This is a genomic window from Mycobacterium neumannii, assembly GCF_048452905.1.
Taxonomy (GTDB): domain Bacteria; phylum Actinomycetota; class Actinomycetes; order Mycobacteriales; family Mycobacteriaceae; genus Mycobacterium; species Mycobacterium neumannii_B.
In genome coordinates, this window is record NZ_JBCGVF010000003.1 from 507,237 (window position 1) to 521,735 (window position 14,499).

General features: G+C 67.6%; 17 protein-coding genes, 1 tRNA gene and 1 pseudogene. 9 read left to right on the forward strand and 10 right to left on the reverse strand.

From position 1 onward, the window contains the following. Positions 1-11: 11 nt before the first annotated feature. On the forward strand, positions 12-1,823 hold the full coding sequence (locus AAHH99_RS08680) for an AMP-dependent synthetase/ligase (protein ID WP_418768292.1): 1,812 nt from the start codon (positions 12-14) through the stop codon (positions 1,821-1,823). A gap of 12 nt (positions 1,824-1,835) precedes the next feature. Here the strand turns inward: AAHH99_RS08680 and AAHH99_RS08685 are convergent, their stop codons facing one another. Beyond that, complete coding sequence (locus AAHH99_RS08685) at positions 1,836-2,417, reverse strand: nucleoside deaminase (RefSeq protein WP_418768293.1); 582 nt, start codon at positions 2,415-2,417, stop codon at positions 1,836-1,838. Positions 2,418-2,721: 304 nt separating this feature from the next. Here AAHH99_RS08685 and AAHH99_RS08690 point away from each other — a divergent pair. Further along, positions 2,722-3,003, forward strand: a pseudogene (locus tag AAHH99_RS08690) (hypothetical protein); the annotation flags it as partial. 127 nt (positions 3,004-3,130) lie between these two features. Here the strand turns inward: AAHH99_RS08690 and AAHH99_RS08695 are convergent. From AAHH99_RS08695 to pgm, 3 genes are all read right to left on the reverse strand, one after another. Next, positions 3,131-3,203: transfer RNA gene (locus AAHH99_RS08695), tRNA-Ala, on the reverse strand. 55 nt (positions 3,204-3,258) lie between these two features. Beyond that, positions 3,259-4,581 (reverse strand): MFS transporter, encoded by a 1,323-nt coding sequence (locus AAHH99_RS08700; RefSeq protein WP_418768294.1) that lies wholly within the window; start codon positions 4,579-4,581, stop codon positions 3,259-3,261. Then, a complete protein-coding gene (gene pgm / locus AAHH99_RS08705) occupies positions 4,578-6,212 on the reverse strand; it encodes a phosphoglucomutase (alpha-D-glucose-1,6-bisphosphate-dependent) (protein ID WP_418768295.1) in 1,635 nt (544 codons plus the stop codon). Before pgm ends, AAHH99_RS08700 begins: the two co-directional genes overlap by 4 nt. A 68-nt stretch (positions 6,213-6,280) precedes the next feature. On the opposite strand from pgm, the gene crcB (AAHH99_RS08710) reads away from it, so the two are divergent. The 5 genes from crcB (AAHH99_RS08710) (at position 6,281) to mbtN (ending at position 10,098) form a co-directional block, all read left to right on the forward strand. Continuing rightward, complete coding sequence (gene crcB / locus AAHH99_RS08710; protein ID WP_418768296.1) at positions 6,281-6,652, forward strand: fluoride efflux transporter CrcB; 372 nt, start codon at positions 6,281-6,283, stop codon at positions 6,650-6,652. Then, a complete protein-coding gene (gene crcB, locus AAHH99_RS08715) occupies positions 6,637-7,014 on the forward strand; it encodes a fluoride efflux transporter CrcB (RefSeq protein WP_418768297.1) in 378 nt (125 codons plus the stop codon). The genes crcB (AAHH99_RS08710) and crcB (AAHH99_RS08715) overlap by 16 nt, the downstream gene beginning before the upstream one ends. 65 nt (positions 7,015-7,079) lie before the next feature. Continuing rightward, the gene (locus AAHH99_RS08720) at positions 7,080-7,349 is read left to right on the forward strand and encodes an acyl carrier protein (RefSeq protein WP_082693853.1); all 270 of its coding nucleotides are present in this window, start codon (positions 7,080-7,082) and stop codon (positions 7,347-7,349) included. Continuing rightward, on the forward strand, positions 7,346-8,926 hold the full coding sequence (gene mbtM / locus AAHH99_RS08725) for a long-chain-fatty acid--ACP ligase MbtM (protein WP_418768298.1): 1,581 nt from the start codon (positions 7,346-7,348) through the stop codon (positions 8,924-8,926). Before AAHH99_RS08720 ends, mbtM begins: the two co-directional genes overlap by 4 nt. Then, positions 8,923-10,098 carry a mycobactin biosynthesis acyl-ACP dehydrogenase MbtN gene (mbtN, locus tag AAHH99_RS08730; protein WP_418768299.1) on the forward strand — a complete coding sequence of 392 codons (1,176 nt, stop codon included), beginning with the start codon at positions 8,923-8,925 and terminating at the stop codon, positions 10,096-10,098. The genes mbtM and mbtN overlap by 4 nt, the downstream gene beginning before the upstream one ends. Positions 10,099-10,143: 45 nt before the next feature. On the opposite strand, the gene AAHH99_RS08735 is transcribed toward mbtN, so the two are convergent. The 3 genes from AAHH99_RS08735 to AAHH99_RS08745 all read right to left on the reverse strand — a co-directional run bounded on the left by AAHH99_RS08735 (position 10,144) and on the right by AAHH99_RS08745 (position 11,912). Then, positions 10,144-10,752 carry a GNAT family N-acetyltransferase gene (locus AAHH99_RS08735; RefSeq protein WP_418768300.1) on the reverse strand — a complete coding sequence of 203 codons (609 nt, stop codon included), beginning with the start codon at positions 10,750-10,752 and terminating at the stop codon, positions 10,144-10,146. 63 nt (positions 10,753-10,815) lie between these two features. Further along, a complete protein-coding gene (locus tag AAHH99_RS08740; RefSeq protein ID WP_418768301.1) occupies positions 10,816-11,511 on the reverse strand; it encodes a proteasome protein in 696 nt (231 codons plus the stop codon). Between the two features lie 32 nt (positions 11,512-11,543). Continuing rightward, positions 11,544-11,912, reverse strand: a complete 369-nt coding sequence (locus AAHH99_RS08745; protein ID WP_418768302.1) for a DUF488 domain-containing protein — start codon at positions 11,910-11,912, stop codon at positions 11,544-11,546. Positions 11,913-11,931: 19 nt separating this feature from the next. On the opposite strand from AAHH99_RS08745, the gene AAHH99_RS08750 reads away from it, so the two are divergent. After that, complete coding sequence (locus tag AAHH99_RS08750) at positions 11,932-12,126, forward strand: hypothetical protein (protein WP_418768303.1); 195 nt, start codon at positions 11,932-11,934, stop codon at positions 12,124-12,126. Between the two features lie 2 nt (positions 12,127-12,128). Here the strand turns inward: AAHH99_RS08750 and AAHH99_RS08755 are convergent, their stop codons facing one another. After that, on the reverse strand, positions 12,129-12,668 hold the full coding sequence (locus tag AAHH99_RS08755; RefSeq protein WP_418768304.1) for a TetR/AcrR family transcriptional regulator: 540 nt from the start codon (positions 12,666-12,668) through the stop codon (positions 12,129-12,131). After that, positions 12,652-13,107, reverse strand: coding sequence for an SRPBCC family protein (locus tag AAHH99_RS08760; RefSeq protein WP_418768305.1), 456 nt, complete (start codon positions 13,105-13,107; stop codon positions 12,652-12,654). The genes AAHH99_RS08755 and AAHH99_RS08760 overlap by 17 nt, the downstream gene beginning before the upstream one ends. A gap of 72 nt (positions 13,108-13,179) precedes the next feature. Here AAHH99_RS08760 and AAHH99_RS08765 point away from each other — a divergent pair, with 72 nt between their 5' ends. Next, positions 13,180-13,899, forward strand: coding sequence for a TVP38/TMEM64 family protein (locus tag AAHH99_RS08765; protein WP_418768306.1), 720 nt, complete (start codon positions 13,180-13,182; stop codon positions 13,897-13,899). On the opposite strand, the gene AAHH99_RS08770 is transcribed toward AAHH99_RS08765, so the two are convergent. Next, on the reverse strand, positions 13,896-14,498 hold the full coding sequence (locus tag AAHH99_RS08770) for a carboxymuconolactone decarboxylase family protein (protein WP_418768307.1): 603 nt from the start codon (positions 14,496-14,498) through the stop codon (positions 13,896-13,898). The genes AAHH99_RS08765 and AAHH99_RS08770 overlap by 4 nt on opposite strands. Position 14,499: the final 1 nt, after the last annotated feature.

Genomic DNA, 14,499 nt, shown 5'->3' on the forward strand with positions numbered 1-14,499 from the left:
GGAGAACAGCGATGTCGACCGACACCAACCAGAAACCCACGACCGTGTCGCCGGCCAACGTGGCCGCCATGTTCTTCGACCGCGTTGGGAAGTCCGCCGACCGCGAGGCGTTCCGCAGGCGTGATGGGGATCGGTGGGTTTCGCTTACCTGGCGAGAGGCCGCCGAACAGGTAGAGGCAGTGGCGGCCGGGCTACTGGCACTGGGCATCCAGCCCGAGGAACGTGTCGCGATCGCCTCGAGCACGCGGTACGAATGGATTCTCGCGGATCTCGCGGTCATGTGCGCCGGAGCGGCCACTACCACGGTGTACCCGACGACCAACGCGCCCGACACCGCCTACATTCTGAGCGATTCGGAATCTCGCGTCGTGTTCGCCGAGGACGAGACGCAACTGGAGAAGCTCAAGGAGCGGCGCGACGACCTGCCGCGCCTCGAGAAGGTGGTGCTTTTCGACGGTGCGGGCGACGGGGACCAGGTCACCACCATCGCCGAGTTGATCGACGTCGGAACCAAGTACCTCGCCGATCACCCCGAGTGCGTGCGGACAACCGCGGACTCGATCAAGCCCGAAATGTTGGCGACACTGATCTACACGTCCGGGACGACCGGCAAGCCCAAAGGTGTGAGGCTGCCGCACCGGGCGTGGGTGTACGAGGGCAACACCATCGCCGACTTCGGCATCCTGGGCGAGGACGACCTGCAGCTGTTGTGGCTGCCGCTGGCCCACGCGTTCGGCAAGGTATTGATCACGGCCCAGCTGGCGTGCGGCTTCGCCAGCGCGATCGACGGCCGCGTCGACAAGATCGTTGCGAACATGGCCGAGGTGAAGCCGACGTTCATGGGCGCTGCTCCGCGAATCTTCGAGAAGGCCCACGCGAAGGTCACCTCTTCTCAGGAGGGTGTGAAGGAGAAGCTCTTCGAAGCCGCCTTCGCCGTGGGACGTAATGCCGACCGGCACCGGCTGAAGGGTGAGGACGTACCGCTTCCTCTGAAGATCGCGCACGCCGCGTTCGACCGCTTGGTCTTCAGCAAGGTGCGCGATGTGTTCGGTGGGCGGATCAAGTTCTTCATCTCCGGCTCCGCTCCGCTGAACCGCGAGATCGCCGAATGGTTCCACGCCGCAGGCCTGTTGATCCTGGAGGGCTACGGCCTGACCGAAACCGCGGCCGGTGCGTTCATCAACCGGCCCGACAACTACAAGCTGGGCACCGTCGGGCAGGTGTTCGACGGCACGTCGGTGCGTCTCTCCGATGACGGCGAGGTGCAGGTACAGGGCCCGTGCGTGATGGACGGCTATCACAACCTGCCGGACAAGACGGCCGAGACGTTCACGGACGACGGGTGGCTGCGCACCGGCGATAGGGGGAAGTTGGACGAGGACGGCTTCCTGACGGTCACCGGCCGGATCAAGGAATTGTTCAAGACCTCAGGCGGAAAGTACGTCGCGCCGCCGGCCATCGAAGGCAAGTTCATGGCCCTGTGCCCGTATGCGGGCCACATGCTCGTCTTCGGCGAATCCCGTAACTTCTGCGTCGCGCTGATCACGCTGGATCCCGATGCGCTGTCGGGGTGGGCCGAGCAGAACGGCCTCGGCGGCAAGTCCTACTCGGAGCTGGTGAAGTCAGATGCGGTGCGGGACATGGTCGGTGGGTACGTCGACGAGCTCAACTCGCAGCTGAACCGATGGGAGACCATCAAGAAGTGGGAGCTGCTCGACCACGACCTTTCGATCGAAAACGGTGAGCTGACGCCGTCGCTCAAGGTCAAGCGGGGCGTCGTCGAGAAGCAGAACCAGGAGTTGCTCGACTCGTTCTACTCCTGAGCAGGGGTGGCGCTAACTCCAGTAACCCTGGTGCGGTTGCGCCGCTTCGTCTTCGAGTAGCGGGCCGACGATGGTGATCGGCCGCTGTCCGTGAGCGAGTACCTCACGACAGGGCAACGAGAACGTCGGGTTCTCCGGATTGTTGCCGGTGAGCTCGAGCAGCCGGTTCTCGGGCATGCCGTAGACGATTCTGCCGATGCCGGTCCAGTACGCAGCACCTGCGCACATCGCGCACGGCTCAGCGCTGGCGTACAAAGTCGCCGCGTTCATTCCGTCGTCGCCCAGCACGTGCCAGGCAGCCGCAGTGGCGACAACCTCGGCGTGACGCGTCGGATCGCCGTCTGGCGGCGCCGATTCGTTGCCTCGCTCGACGATCACGTTGCCACCGGCATCCGCGACGAGAGCACCGAACGGGGTGTTGCCGTTCGCCCTTGCTTCGTTGGCTAGTGCGAAAGTTCGCCTGAGGAGCGCGAGGTCGGCTTCAGTCGCCGACGGTTGGGCACTAGCAGGAGTCCCACTCGTGAACGGCGAAGAGACCATGCCCGCCAACAAGCCCGCACCGAGGAGTACTGCGCGGCGCTGTAAGTGATGCATGGCAGGACAGTAGTCCTGCTCGAGGCGCTATTAATCGAAACCGTCACTGTCGAGGCGGTTCGGCTGCGGTCCTCTCCGACACCCAATGGCCACACCACAAATCCGAGTGCCGGATGTATCGGACCTCGATCGCGAGCGTCCTTCTTGGTGCCCGCACCTAACAGATTGCGCGTCAGGCAGATTTGTCGGATGTCGAATGTATGTTCGAGGTATGTCGGGGACAGCGTTGCAGGCGGCGATCGCCGGGCTGCGCGCGGCTTATGAGCAGGTGGTGGCCTGTGATTTGGACCTGTTGACCCGCCATGACGGCGGCTGGACCACCCGCATGAACAACCGCGGCGAAGTCGAATGGCTACCCCCACCGGGCCTCGACACCGGCCAAGCCCGCCTCAACTACTACCACCGACCCGAACGCCTCCTGCGCCCCGACGACGAACCGGCCATCACCCCGGTCGAAGACACAGGGTCGGACGCCGAGCCCGCCGACGAGAACCAGGTCGCCGAAACTGAATCGGATGCCGCGGTGACAATCGACGGATCCGGCGAGCCCGGCGGACCAGCGCCCCCAGGCGACGAGGCGGCCTGAGGCCGAAGCGAGAAAGCCCAGCATGCGCCTCGGATGATCGGAGGCACGGATCAACATGCCGACTGGTGAGGGCCAAGGAACGACGAAACCCGCCCCAACCAACGGTCGAAGCGGGCTTTCAATCGAGTGGAGCTAAGGGGACTCGAACCCCTGACCCCCACACTGCCAGTGTGGTGCGCTACCAGCTGCGCCATAGCCCCTGAAGTCGTGCCCATCGAAGTTACACCACCTGCCGGAAGCGCTCAAAATCGCTGGTTACGGCACTTCCCCGCCGGCCTCGGGGCCGATTGCCCGCGCCGGCGTGTGCTCGGCGGGCCGGCCCCGCGTCTCGGGCGCGAAGACCCATCCCAGGGCCGCCAACCCCAGGATCGCCCCGCTGACCACGAACGCCGCGCCAAACGACGTCTGCTCCGCGATCTGGCCCACCACCAGCGATCCGATGATCGAACCCAGGTCGGCCATCATCTGGAAGACCGCGACCGCGGTGCCGCCACGCGCCTTGTTCCCCACGATGTCGGCCACCGCCGCCTGCTGCGGCGAGACGAAGATCCCCGTCGCCGCACCCGTGATGTACGCCGCGACCAGGAATATCGGCAGCGACGTCGTGAAGCCCACGAGAATCGTCGACACCGCGGACACCGTCAACCCGACGATCAGCAGCTTGCGCCTGCCGATCCGGTCGGACAGATACCCGCTGGGAATCACCACCGAGACGTTGCCGATCGCGAACGTCGCCAGCGCCAGGCCCGCCGCACCCGCCCCGTAGCCGAGGCCCTCGACCACGAACAGCGGCACCAGGGCGATGCGCAGCCCGAACGCCGCCCACCCCGTGCTGAAGTTCGAGAACAACGCCGCGCGGTAGGCGCGGTGGCGCAGCACCTGACGTATCGAGACCGCCGCCTCCGCCGTCTGCTCCGGCGCCGCCAGCGTGCTGCCGCGCAGGCTGACGAACACCACGCCCGCCGCGACCATCAGCGCCGCACCGTAGATCACGAACGGCGCCGCCAGCCCAAAACCCGCGGTGAGACTGCCCAGCACCGGCCCGCCGACCGAGCCGACCAGAAACCCCGTCGAGAACAAGCCCGCCACCCGTCCACGCGCGTTCTCCGGTGAGATCCGGATCATCAGCCCCAGCGACGACACCGTGAACATCGCCGAGCCCAATCCGCCCAGCGAGCGGAACGCCAGCAGCTGCCAGTACGTCTGCGCGAACGCGCACGCCCCGGTCGACAACGCGACGATGATCAGGCCGCTGATGTAGACCCGACGTTCCCCCAGTCGCTGCACGAGCAAGCCGGCGGGCGGCGCGGCGATCAACCGCATCAACGCGAACGCCGTGATGACGAACGTGGCCGCGCTGATGCTCACCCCGAAGTGACGGGCGTACTGCGGCAGCACGGGCGCCACCACGCCGTAACCGAGCGCTACCACGACGTTGGCACCGACGAGCAGCCAGACCTCGCGCGGGAGCTTCGGCTTGGCCTCCGTCTCGTTGGCCCCAGCCTGGCTGGCCCCAGCCTGGTCGGCCCCCGCCGCATCGGGCCCCGTCGAGCTGTCGCCCGAGGGTTCAGAACTCACCCGATGACCTTATTGACCACCTCGCGCGCCGCTTCCTGCACCTCCGCCAGGTGCTCGGGCCCCTTGAACGACTCGGCGTAGATCTTGTACACGTCCTCGGTGCCCGACGGCCGCGCCGCGAACCACGCGTTCTCCGTCGTCACCTTCAACCCACCCAGCGGTGCCCCGTTGCCCGGTGCCGTCGTCAACTTCGCCGTGATCGGTTCACCGGCCAGCTCGGTCGCCGAGACCTGCTCCGCCGACAGCTTGGACAGCCGGGCCTTCTGCTCACGGTCGGCGGGCGCATCGACGCGCGCATACGTTGGGGCGCCGTACTTCTCGGCCAGCTCGCCGTAGCGCTGCGACGGCGTCTCACCCGTCACCGCCAAGATCTCCGAAGCCAGCAGCGCCAGGATGATGCCGTCCTTGTCGGTCGTCCACACCGACCCGTCGTGACGCAGGAACGACGCCCCCGCGCTCTCCTCACCGCCGAAACCGATTGTCCCACTCAGCAACCCGTCGACGAACCACTTGAACCCGACCGGCACCTCGACCAGTTCGCGACCCAGCCCGGCGACCACCCGGTCGATGATCGACGAACTCACCACAGTTTTGCCGACCGCGGTCGACGCCGGCCATGACGGCCGGTGCGAGAACAGGTAGTCGATCGCGACCGCCAGGTAGTGGTTGGGGTTGAGCAGCCCGCCGTCGGGGGTGACGATTCCGTGCCGGTCGGAGTCCGCGTCGTTTCCGGTCCCGATCTGGTAGCTGTCCCGGTTAGCGATCAGGCTGGCCATCGCGTTCGGCGAGCTGCAGTCCATCCGGATCTTGCCGTCGGTGTCCAGCGTCATGAACCGCCACGTGGCGTCGACGAGCGGGTTGACCACCGTCAGATCGAGGTTGTGGCGTTCGGCGATCGCGCCCCAGTAGTCGACGCTCGCGCCCCCGAGCGGGTCGGCGCCGATGCGGATCTTCTCGGCGCTGATCGCGTGCATGTCGACGACGTTGGGAAGATCCGCAACGTAGGCGTCGAGGTAGTCGTGGCGCTGCGTGCTCTGCAGCGCCCGCGCCAGCGGCACCCGCTTGACCCCTTTGAGCCCGTCACGCAGCAGTTCGTTGGCCCGTTTGGCGATCGCACCCGTGGCGTCGGTGTCGGCGGGCCCGCCGTTGGGCGGGTTGTATTTGAATCCGCCGTCCCGAGGCGGGTTGTGCGACGGCGTGACGACGATCCCGTCGGCCAGATCATCCTCCCGACCCCGGTTGAACGTGAGGATCGCGTGACTGACCGCCGGTGTCGGCGTGTGCCGATCGGCCGAATCGATCATGGCCACAACGTCGTTGGCTGCCAGCACCTCCAACGCCGACGCCCAGGCCGGTTCGGACAGCGCATGGGTGTCGCGGCCGATGAACAGTGGACCAGTGGTGCCCTGGGCGGCGCGATACTCGACGATCGCCTGCGTCGTAGCCACGATGTGCGCCTCATTGAACGCCGCATCGAGGCTGGAACCGCGATGCCCGGACGTGCCGAACGCCACCTGCTGGTCGACGTTCTCGGGGTCCGGTTCTCGGGTGTAGTACGCCGTCACCACCGAAGCGATGTCGATGAGGTCCTCGGGCTGGGCCGGCTTTCCGGCTCGGGGGTGGGGCGCCATGTACCCGATTCTGCTCCTTGTCGCCGTGTGGCGTGCTGTTGCGTTCGGGGGCGGCCATACTTTGGCTTGTGCTTGGTTACGACGGCCGCGAGCTGCTCGCCGTGTTCGTCGGCGGTGCGCTGGGCACCCTGGCCCGTGCCACGATCGAGACGCTCGTCGCGCCCGAACCCGGGCACTGGCCCTGGCCGACGTTCGCCGTGAACATCGTCGGCGCGTTCGTCTTGGGATACGTGGCCACGCGACTCCCCGACGACAGCTACCGCCGACCACTGCTGGGCACCGGTTTCTGCGGCGGACTGACCACCTTCTCGACCATGCAGGTCGAGATCCTCAGGATGGTCGAGCGCGAACATTTCGCGCTGGCGGCCGGATATGCGTCGGCCAGCATCGTCGCCGGTCTCGCGGCGGCCTGGGTGGCATCGGAATGGGCACGGCGATGACGGTCGCGGTGTGGCTGGGCGTCGCGGTCCTCGGCGGGTTCGGGGCGGTGCTTCGCTTCCTCGTCGACCGCACGGTGTCACACCGGCTGAGCGGGACGTTCCCGTCGGGCATCTTCGTGGTCAACGTCTCCGGCGCGCTGGTGCTCGGCTTGCTTGCCGGCCTCGAACTGGGCCCTACCGCCGCACTGTTGGCCAGTGTCGCGCTCCTCGGCGCGTACACGACGTTCTCGACCTGGATGCTGCAGACCCTCGAACTCGGCGCGGACCGCCGCATCGGACTCGCGATCGCGAACATCGTCGTCAGCCTGGCCCTCGGCGTCGCGGCCGCCGCGTTGGGAATGTGGATCGGAACAAGGCTGTGAGATTGTCCGCGAGCAGCGGGGGTAAGCCTAGCCTTACCTGATCCGACGTAGTACCGTCGCGTGCCGTGAACCCGTCTACTCCAGAAGCCGTCAGCGTCGCGCTGGCCGAGATCTTGCGCGACGACATGAACGTCGACGTCCGACGAGTCACCCGCGACTCCCGCCTGATCGACGACGTCGGCCTCGACTCGGTCGCGTTCGCGGTGGGGATGGTGGCCATCGAGGACCGGCTGGGCGTGGCGCTGAGCGAAGAGGACCTGCTCAGCTGCGACACGGTCGGCGATCTGGAAGCGGCCATCCTGGCCAAATCGGCTGCCGCATCCACGAACTCGTGACCGAGCTCGCCGCAGCCCTGTCGGCGGCGATGTCGGGGGCCTCGACGACGTTGTCCGTCCTCGACACGGAAGCCGGCACGTGGGCACACCATCCGTGGCAGGAGGTCCACGCGCGTGCCGAGAACGTGGCCGAGCGGATCGCCGACGACGAATCCAAAGCCGTCGGCCTGGTCGGTGAACCCACCGTCGAGTTCGTCGCAGCCATTCCCGGCGCGTTCTTCGCCGGCGCCGGGTTGTCGATCCTGCCCGGACCCATCCGGCGCGCCGACCCCGAAAAGTGGGCGCAGACCACGCTGGACCGGTTCGCCTCCATCGGCGTGACGTCAGTGTTCAGCCACGGTGACGAATTGGCGCTGTTGAGCAAGCATGCGGACACGATCGCCGTTCACGACCTCCTCGAGGTCGGCCACCCGCACCGCTCCACATCCTTCCGCGGCCCCGGCACCGCAGACGTCGCGATCCTGCAGGGGACCGCGGGGTCGACGGGAACGCCTCGTACGGCACAGATTTCGCCCGCCGCGTCGCTGGCCAACCTGCGCGGGCTGATCGAGAGGGTCAACGTCAACGACCGGTCCCGACTGCACAGCTGGCTGCCGATCTACCACGACATGGGGTTGGCCTTCCTCCTGACCGCGACGCTCGGCCAGGCCGACCTGTGGCAGGCGCCCACTTCGGCTTTCGCCGCTTCCCCGTTCAACTGGCTTCAGTGGCTGATGGAAAGCAAAGCCACGATGACCGCGGCGCCGAACATGGCCTTCAACTTGATCGGCAAGTACGCGGGCCTCGTCAAGGACCTCGACCTCAGTCACCTCGGTTTCACGCTCAACGGCGGAGAACCGGTGGACTGCGCCGGCTATCAACGCTTCGCCGACGAAATGGCGCGGTTCGGGTTCAATCCGAATTCCCTCGCCCCGTCCTACGGCCTGGCCGAATCCACTTGTGCGGTCAGCGTTCCCCAACCCTTCACCGGCCTGCGTGTCGACGACGTACAGGTCATCAGCGACGGCAGCGAGACCACGCGCCGCTTCGCCGTCCTCGGTCACGCCATCCCGGGCATGGAGATCCGCATCAACACCGACGCCGAGCACACCACCGAGGTGACCGGCCGCGACGTCGGTGAGGTCGAGGTCCGCGGCACGTCGCTGATGACCGGATACGTCGGCGAGACCCCGATCGACCCGAACGCGTGGCTGCCCACGGGCGATCTCGGCTACCTCACCGACGACGGACTGGTCGTCTGCGGCCGGGCCAAGGAACTCATCACGGTGGCGGGACGCAACGTGTTCCCCAATGAGATCGAGCGCATCGCAGCCGAGATCGACGGTGTCCGTGACGGGTGCGTGGTGGCCGTCGGAACGGGCGAGGCCTCGGCGCGGCCCGGGTTGGTGATCGCCGCGGAGTTCAAGGGCGACGATGAGCCCGGCGCCCGCAGCCAGATCGTGGCCCGCGTCGCGTCGCACTGCGGCGTGGTGCCCGCCGACGTGGTGTTCCTCAAACCCGGTGCGCTACCGCGCACCTCGTCGGGAAAGCTTCGCCGGCTCGAAGTCAAGCGCACGTTGGAGGGAGCAAGCCGATGACGGCCGCCGCCGACGCGCCGGACGCACCACCGCTCGAGGACTACCGCGACCTGCTCGAGCGGGTCTTCGACGACCGCGTCACCGCGTGGACGGCGGAAGCCGAAGAGACGGAACGGTTCCCGCGTAAACTCATCGAGTATCTCGGCGAGTCCGGGGTGTTCGCCGCCAAGTGGCCGCCGGGACAACAGCATCCCGACGTCGCGAAGGTCATCGAGCTCGCCCGCAAGCTGGGTTGGCTGGGCTCGGCGGGTATCGGGGTCGGCGTGGGACTGCACGACTCGGCGATCGCGATCCTGCGCCGCTTCGGCAAGTCGGATTACCTGAAGGAGATCGCCGAGCAGGCGATCCGCGGTGAGGCGGTGCTGTGCATCGGCGCCTCCGAGCAGTCCGGCGGGTCCGACTTGCAGATCGTCGGCACCGAAGTGCGTTCTGTCCGCGACGGTTTCGAGGTCAAGGGCATCAAGAAGTTCGTCTCGCTGTCCCCGATCGCCGACCACGTCATGTGCGTGGCCCGCAACGTCGACCACGACCCCAACAGCAAGCACGGCAGCGTCGTGGTGATCGCCGTCCCGCTCGCGCAGTGCGAGATCCAGACGCCTTACCGCAAGGTCGGCGCCGGTCCCCTCGACACGGCCGCCGTGCACATCGATACCTGGGTGCCCGCCGACGCTCTGGTCGCCCGCGCCGGCATCGGCCTGGCCGCCATCTCCTGGGGGCTGGCCCAGGAGCGGATGTCGGTGGCGGGGCTGGTGTCGACGTCGGTGCAGCGGGTCATCGGAATCACGCAGGCGCGCATGATGGTTCGCAAGCAGTTCGGCAACAGCCTGTGGGAGCATCAGGCGTTGCGGCTGCGGATGGCCGACCTCCAGGCACGCGTCGACATGCTGCGCTACGCACTCGACGGGGTCGCAGCGACCGGAAAGCTCGACCTTCGCACCGCAGCCGCGATGAAGGTCAACGCCGCCCGCCTCGGCGAAGAGGTGATGAACGAGTGCATGCACCTCTTCGGCGGGTCGGGCTATCTCGTCGAGGAGACTCCGCTCGGAAGATGGTGGCGGGACATGAAACTGGCCCGGGTGGGCGGGGGCACCGACGAGGTGCTGTGGGAGTTGGTCGCAGCCGGGATGAAGCCCGACCACGACGGCTACGCCGAATTCAACCAGCTGCCCTGAAACCGCTCGGTCGGGCGACTGTCACGGCTACGGCGACCGGCGCCGCTACGCGCGCGGCAGTGCGTACAGCGCCATGCGCCGGTTCGACATGTCGTGCTCCCCGAGGAACTCGCAGCCGGCGTGTTCGCAGACATCGCGCGCGCCCTTGTTCCTGTGGTCCGGATCGAACATGATGCGGCGGCACTGCGGGTCGAGCTCGAAGATGTTGGCGGTCAACCGCGGCAACAGGATCGGCGCGATACCGCGATTGACAAAGCGCAACTCCGCGATCGCTGCATGCATCCCGATGTCGTGAGGTTCGGCGTCATATCGGGGGGCGATCGAATCCTTGGCGGCCCGGTACAACTCGACGTAGACGAACGGTTGCCCTCGGAACGAACCGACGAACGGCCTGGAGTACTCACCTGCCAACTGCGCGGTCAGATACTGGTGCCACCGCTCGGGGGGCCAGTCGTATTCCCACGCCTCGACAAGGTGCGGGCGGTTCATCCACTCCGAGATCATCTCCGCATCCGCGTCCGGATCGGCCAGCCGGACGAAGTACGGCTCGGCGAGCACCGGCGTGGGCGGTGCCGCGACCTCACGTACCGCATCGGAAATGTCGGTCAGCTCCCGCGGAAGGACGGGCGTGGGTGCATCGTCGATCTCGGTCATCGCCCGCCGAGCCTACCGGAACGACTAAGGCAAGACTTACCTTCCCGCGTGGACTTCTGCCCCTCAGTCGAAGAGGTCGTCGAGGACCCGCTGTTCGAGTTCGGTCCACCGGTGCACATTGTCCCGGACCTCGGCGACGGCCTCCTCGTCGAGGTGCCGGGCTCCTTCCGGCGTGATCCGGCAGAGGTCCATGGGCCCACCGACGCTCGGGGACGACGCGTCCAGCGCGTCGAGCACCCGCAGCGCGGCCACCATGCCGTAGTCGACGCTGCGTTCGCCCATCTCGAAGTGCGCCAGAAGCGCATGGGCCTGCTGGGCCATCGGCGATCCGCTGCCCACCGCATGGAAACCGATCTCCTCGTAGCGGCCGATCAACCCGTGTGGATCGATGTCGACGATGAACGGATCCCCGTTCGCGTAGCCCGCGGCGAGAACGTAGGTTGCCGGGGTTGCGCCGGGCTTACCCGCAGGCACGTCTTCGATGAAGTTCGCGTAGTGGTGCTTGAGCACCGGCAGGACTCGACCTTGCAGGGCATGACCGATGTCGGGCGCTTCCACGATCGCGTCCGGTTCGTTGTCGAAGATCTGCTCGAGGTCGTAAAGCACCGCACGCGACCCGCTACCGCCCCACGCGGCGCGTTCTCCGAGCGGGTGCAGCTTCTGAGCCGGATAGCTCAGACCGCGTTCGGGGTCGGTGATCTGCGAGTCGGAGGCCATCGCGATCCCGTCAGCGCAGCGGATGGCGAGTACGACGGTCATCGCGGCAGTTTCGACGGCATGTGCCGATCGTCTCACGCCTCCCGGGTCAGTAGGTCGCGCAGGACGGCCGCATGGCTTCCGTCGACGTCGCGGGTTGCGGTCGTGAGCAGTACCGGACCTTCGGCCGCCAGGCCGCGCAGTTCGTCGAGCGCCTGCGCAGCCTCCTCGGTTTCCAGTTCGGCCGTGTAGCGGGCGACGAACTCGTCGAACCGTTCCTGCCGGTGCGCATACCAGCGCCGCAGCTCGGTCGACGGCGCCACCGCCCGCAGCCACCGGCCGACCCGCGGATCGTCCTTGCGGATTCCTCGCGGCCACAGCCGGTCCACCAGAACCCGGGTGCCGTCGTGGTCGCCCGGCGGGTCATAGACCCGTGCAACCTCGACGCTGGGCCGGCCACCCATGCGGTGAGATGGTAGGGGCATGGCGGAGGACCCAGTGGCAGATCTGCAGCGATGGCAGGACTCCGGTGCCATCTGGGAGGTCCGGACGCGACGCGAAGGCAGTGTGACCGTCGCGCTGCTGCGCTGCGATGGCGGCGAGGAGGTCGACGTGTTCACCTCCGAGGACCCCCGGCTGCTCGCGTTCATCGGCGAACGCCGAAGCAGTGAAGACTGACCTCATCGACGGTGCGCGCGGAGCAGGTCGGCGAACGCGGCGGCCGCGGCGTCGACGCCGCCGAGGTCCTCGGTAGCGACGAGGTCCAGCAGCAGACCGCGGGCCACTGCGAGGCCGAGCCGCATCATCGCCGGGCCGGTCGTGCCACGCGGATCTCGCGACAGCCAGTCCTCGACCGCGGCAGGCAGCATCCGCGCGAACGGTTGCTCGCCCTGCACTCCCCGCGCGTAGCACTCGAAGAACAGCCGCTCGAACGGGCGCAGGTCGGGCCTTCGCAGATCGGCCCACATCGCCGCGATCGCCTCGGCGGGATCTGCCGGCAAGTCGTGGGCCAGCGCCATCTGGCGTCGCTCGACCTCGCCGACGATCGCTAACAGCAGTTCGTCACGCGACCCGAAGTGGTGCAGCAGCATGCGATGACTGGTGCCGACCGCGGCGGCGAGATCACGAAGCGGTCGGTCGCCGATGCCGTTGCGCGAGACCTCCGCGACGAGCCCGTCGAGCAATTCCCGGCGACGCCGGGCGTCAGGCGGACGGGCCATCGAGCCGGTGCAGCCGCTCGCAGCGTGCCTTCAACCCATCGGCTTCGAGCTCGAGGTAGCGCTTCGTCATCGACCGCATCAGCAACCCGACCAGGGCTCCGACCGGGCCTCGTTGTTCGAGCCGTTGATCGATACGCGTACGCGCCTGCGAGTCGGCGCTGACGGGGCTGACGTGGTGGCGGGCCACCGTGAGCCCGCCTGGCGAGCGCTGCACCCATGTCCACGAGGCACCGGGCACCACCTCGGTGACCTTCCAGACCAGCTTCGGCATCCGCGGTTGCTTGATCTCGAACCTGTTGCCCACGGCCAACTCTCGGCTGTCCAACGCCACGAGTCGGGTCACCGAGGCGGTCCACTCCGGCCAGCGCTCGACATCGCTGAACACGTCCCATACGACGGCGGCGGGTGCGTTGATCTCGGCGCCACACTCGGTAATCATGTACCAAATGGTACATCCGCTGCGTCACCGCGGGAAGTGCGTATCCGCGCGTGCGGCAAGATTGGCCTGGACATGACCCTCAACGACCGCCCCGCGACCCGTCGGTGGCACATCCTCCGACTCGTGCTGTTCGTGGCGTTCCTGCTCGGGTTGTTCTACCTGGTCGCCGTTTCCGGCGTGGTCGACGTCGACCATGTCCGCCGCACAGTGGCCTCCACCGGCCCGATCGCACCGCTGGTCTACGTCGTGGTGTCGGGGCTGCTGGGCGCGGTGTTCGTACCCGGGCCGATCCTCGCCGCCGCCAGCGGAGTGCTGTTCGGTCCGGTCGTGGGCACGTTCGCCACCCTCGGCGCGACGGTCACCACCGCGTGCGTCACCAGCCTGATCGGCAGGCGCGCCGGACGCGACAGCGCCCGGGCACTCCTCGGTGAGGAACGAGCGGGCAGGCTCGACGATCTCATCGCGCGCGGAGGCCTGTGGGCCGTCGTCGGCCAGCGCTTCGTTCCCGGCATCTCCGACGCGCTCGCGTCCTACGCCTTCGGCGCGTTCGGAGTTCCGTTGTGGCAGATGGCCGTCGGTGCGTTCATCGGGTCCGTCCCCCGCGCGTTCGTGTACACGGCGCTGGGGGCGTCGATCGCGGATCTGTCGTCACCGCTGGCGTTCACGGCGATCGCGGTGTGGTGCGTCACCGCCGTCGCCGGTGCGTTCGCCGCGCACCGGGGCGTACGGAGTTGGCGGCGACGGGATCGGCGCAGCGACGACGAACCGGCACCCGAAGCGAAGGACTCCTAGTCCGGAAGCGTCGCGCTGCCGGGCGGCGGGGCGAGCTGCCAGGTGTCGCAGGCCATCGCGAGCATCGCGTAGGTGCCGACGACGAAGATCAACTCCATCGCCTGGTGGGTACCCAGTTCGTCGACGAGACCCCGCCACCTGTCGGGGGTAGCGCGGCCGCGGGCGAGCAACTCGTCGGTCGTCTCGAGCACCAGCCGGTCCACTCCGTCGAACTCGGCGTTACCGCGGGCGATCCGGGCGATCTCGTCATCCGACAAGCCACCCGCCTTGGCGATCTTGACGTGCTCACCCCAGAAGAACGACGAGCGCCGCGCATGGGCGAGCCGCAGCACGGCCAGCTCGCGCAATCGCAGCGGCAGCTCGCCGCGCTGAAGCAGAAACGCGTTGTAACCCAGGAACTTACGCGCCATCTTCGGGTGCCGGGCCAGCACGCCGATGATGTCGAAGTTGAGCGGATCCCTGGGCTCTCCCGAGCCGGCCCGTGGAACGTCGTCGCCTGGAACGCCCATCAGTGCGCCGACGGCGGCATACTCGTCGTCGCCCCATTCCTCGGCGGTCAGCGGCGTCAACAGCGGAGGGCCCGTGGCGTCTTGCGTCATG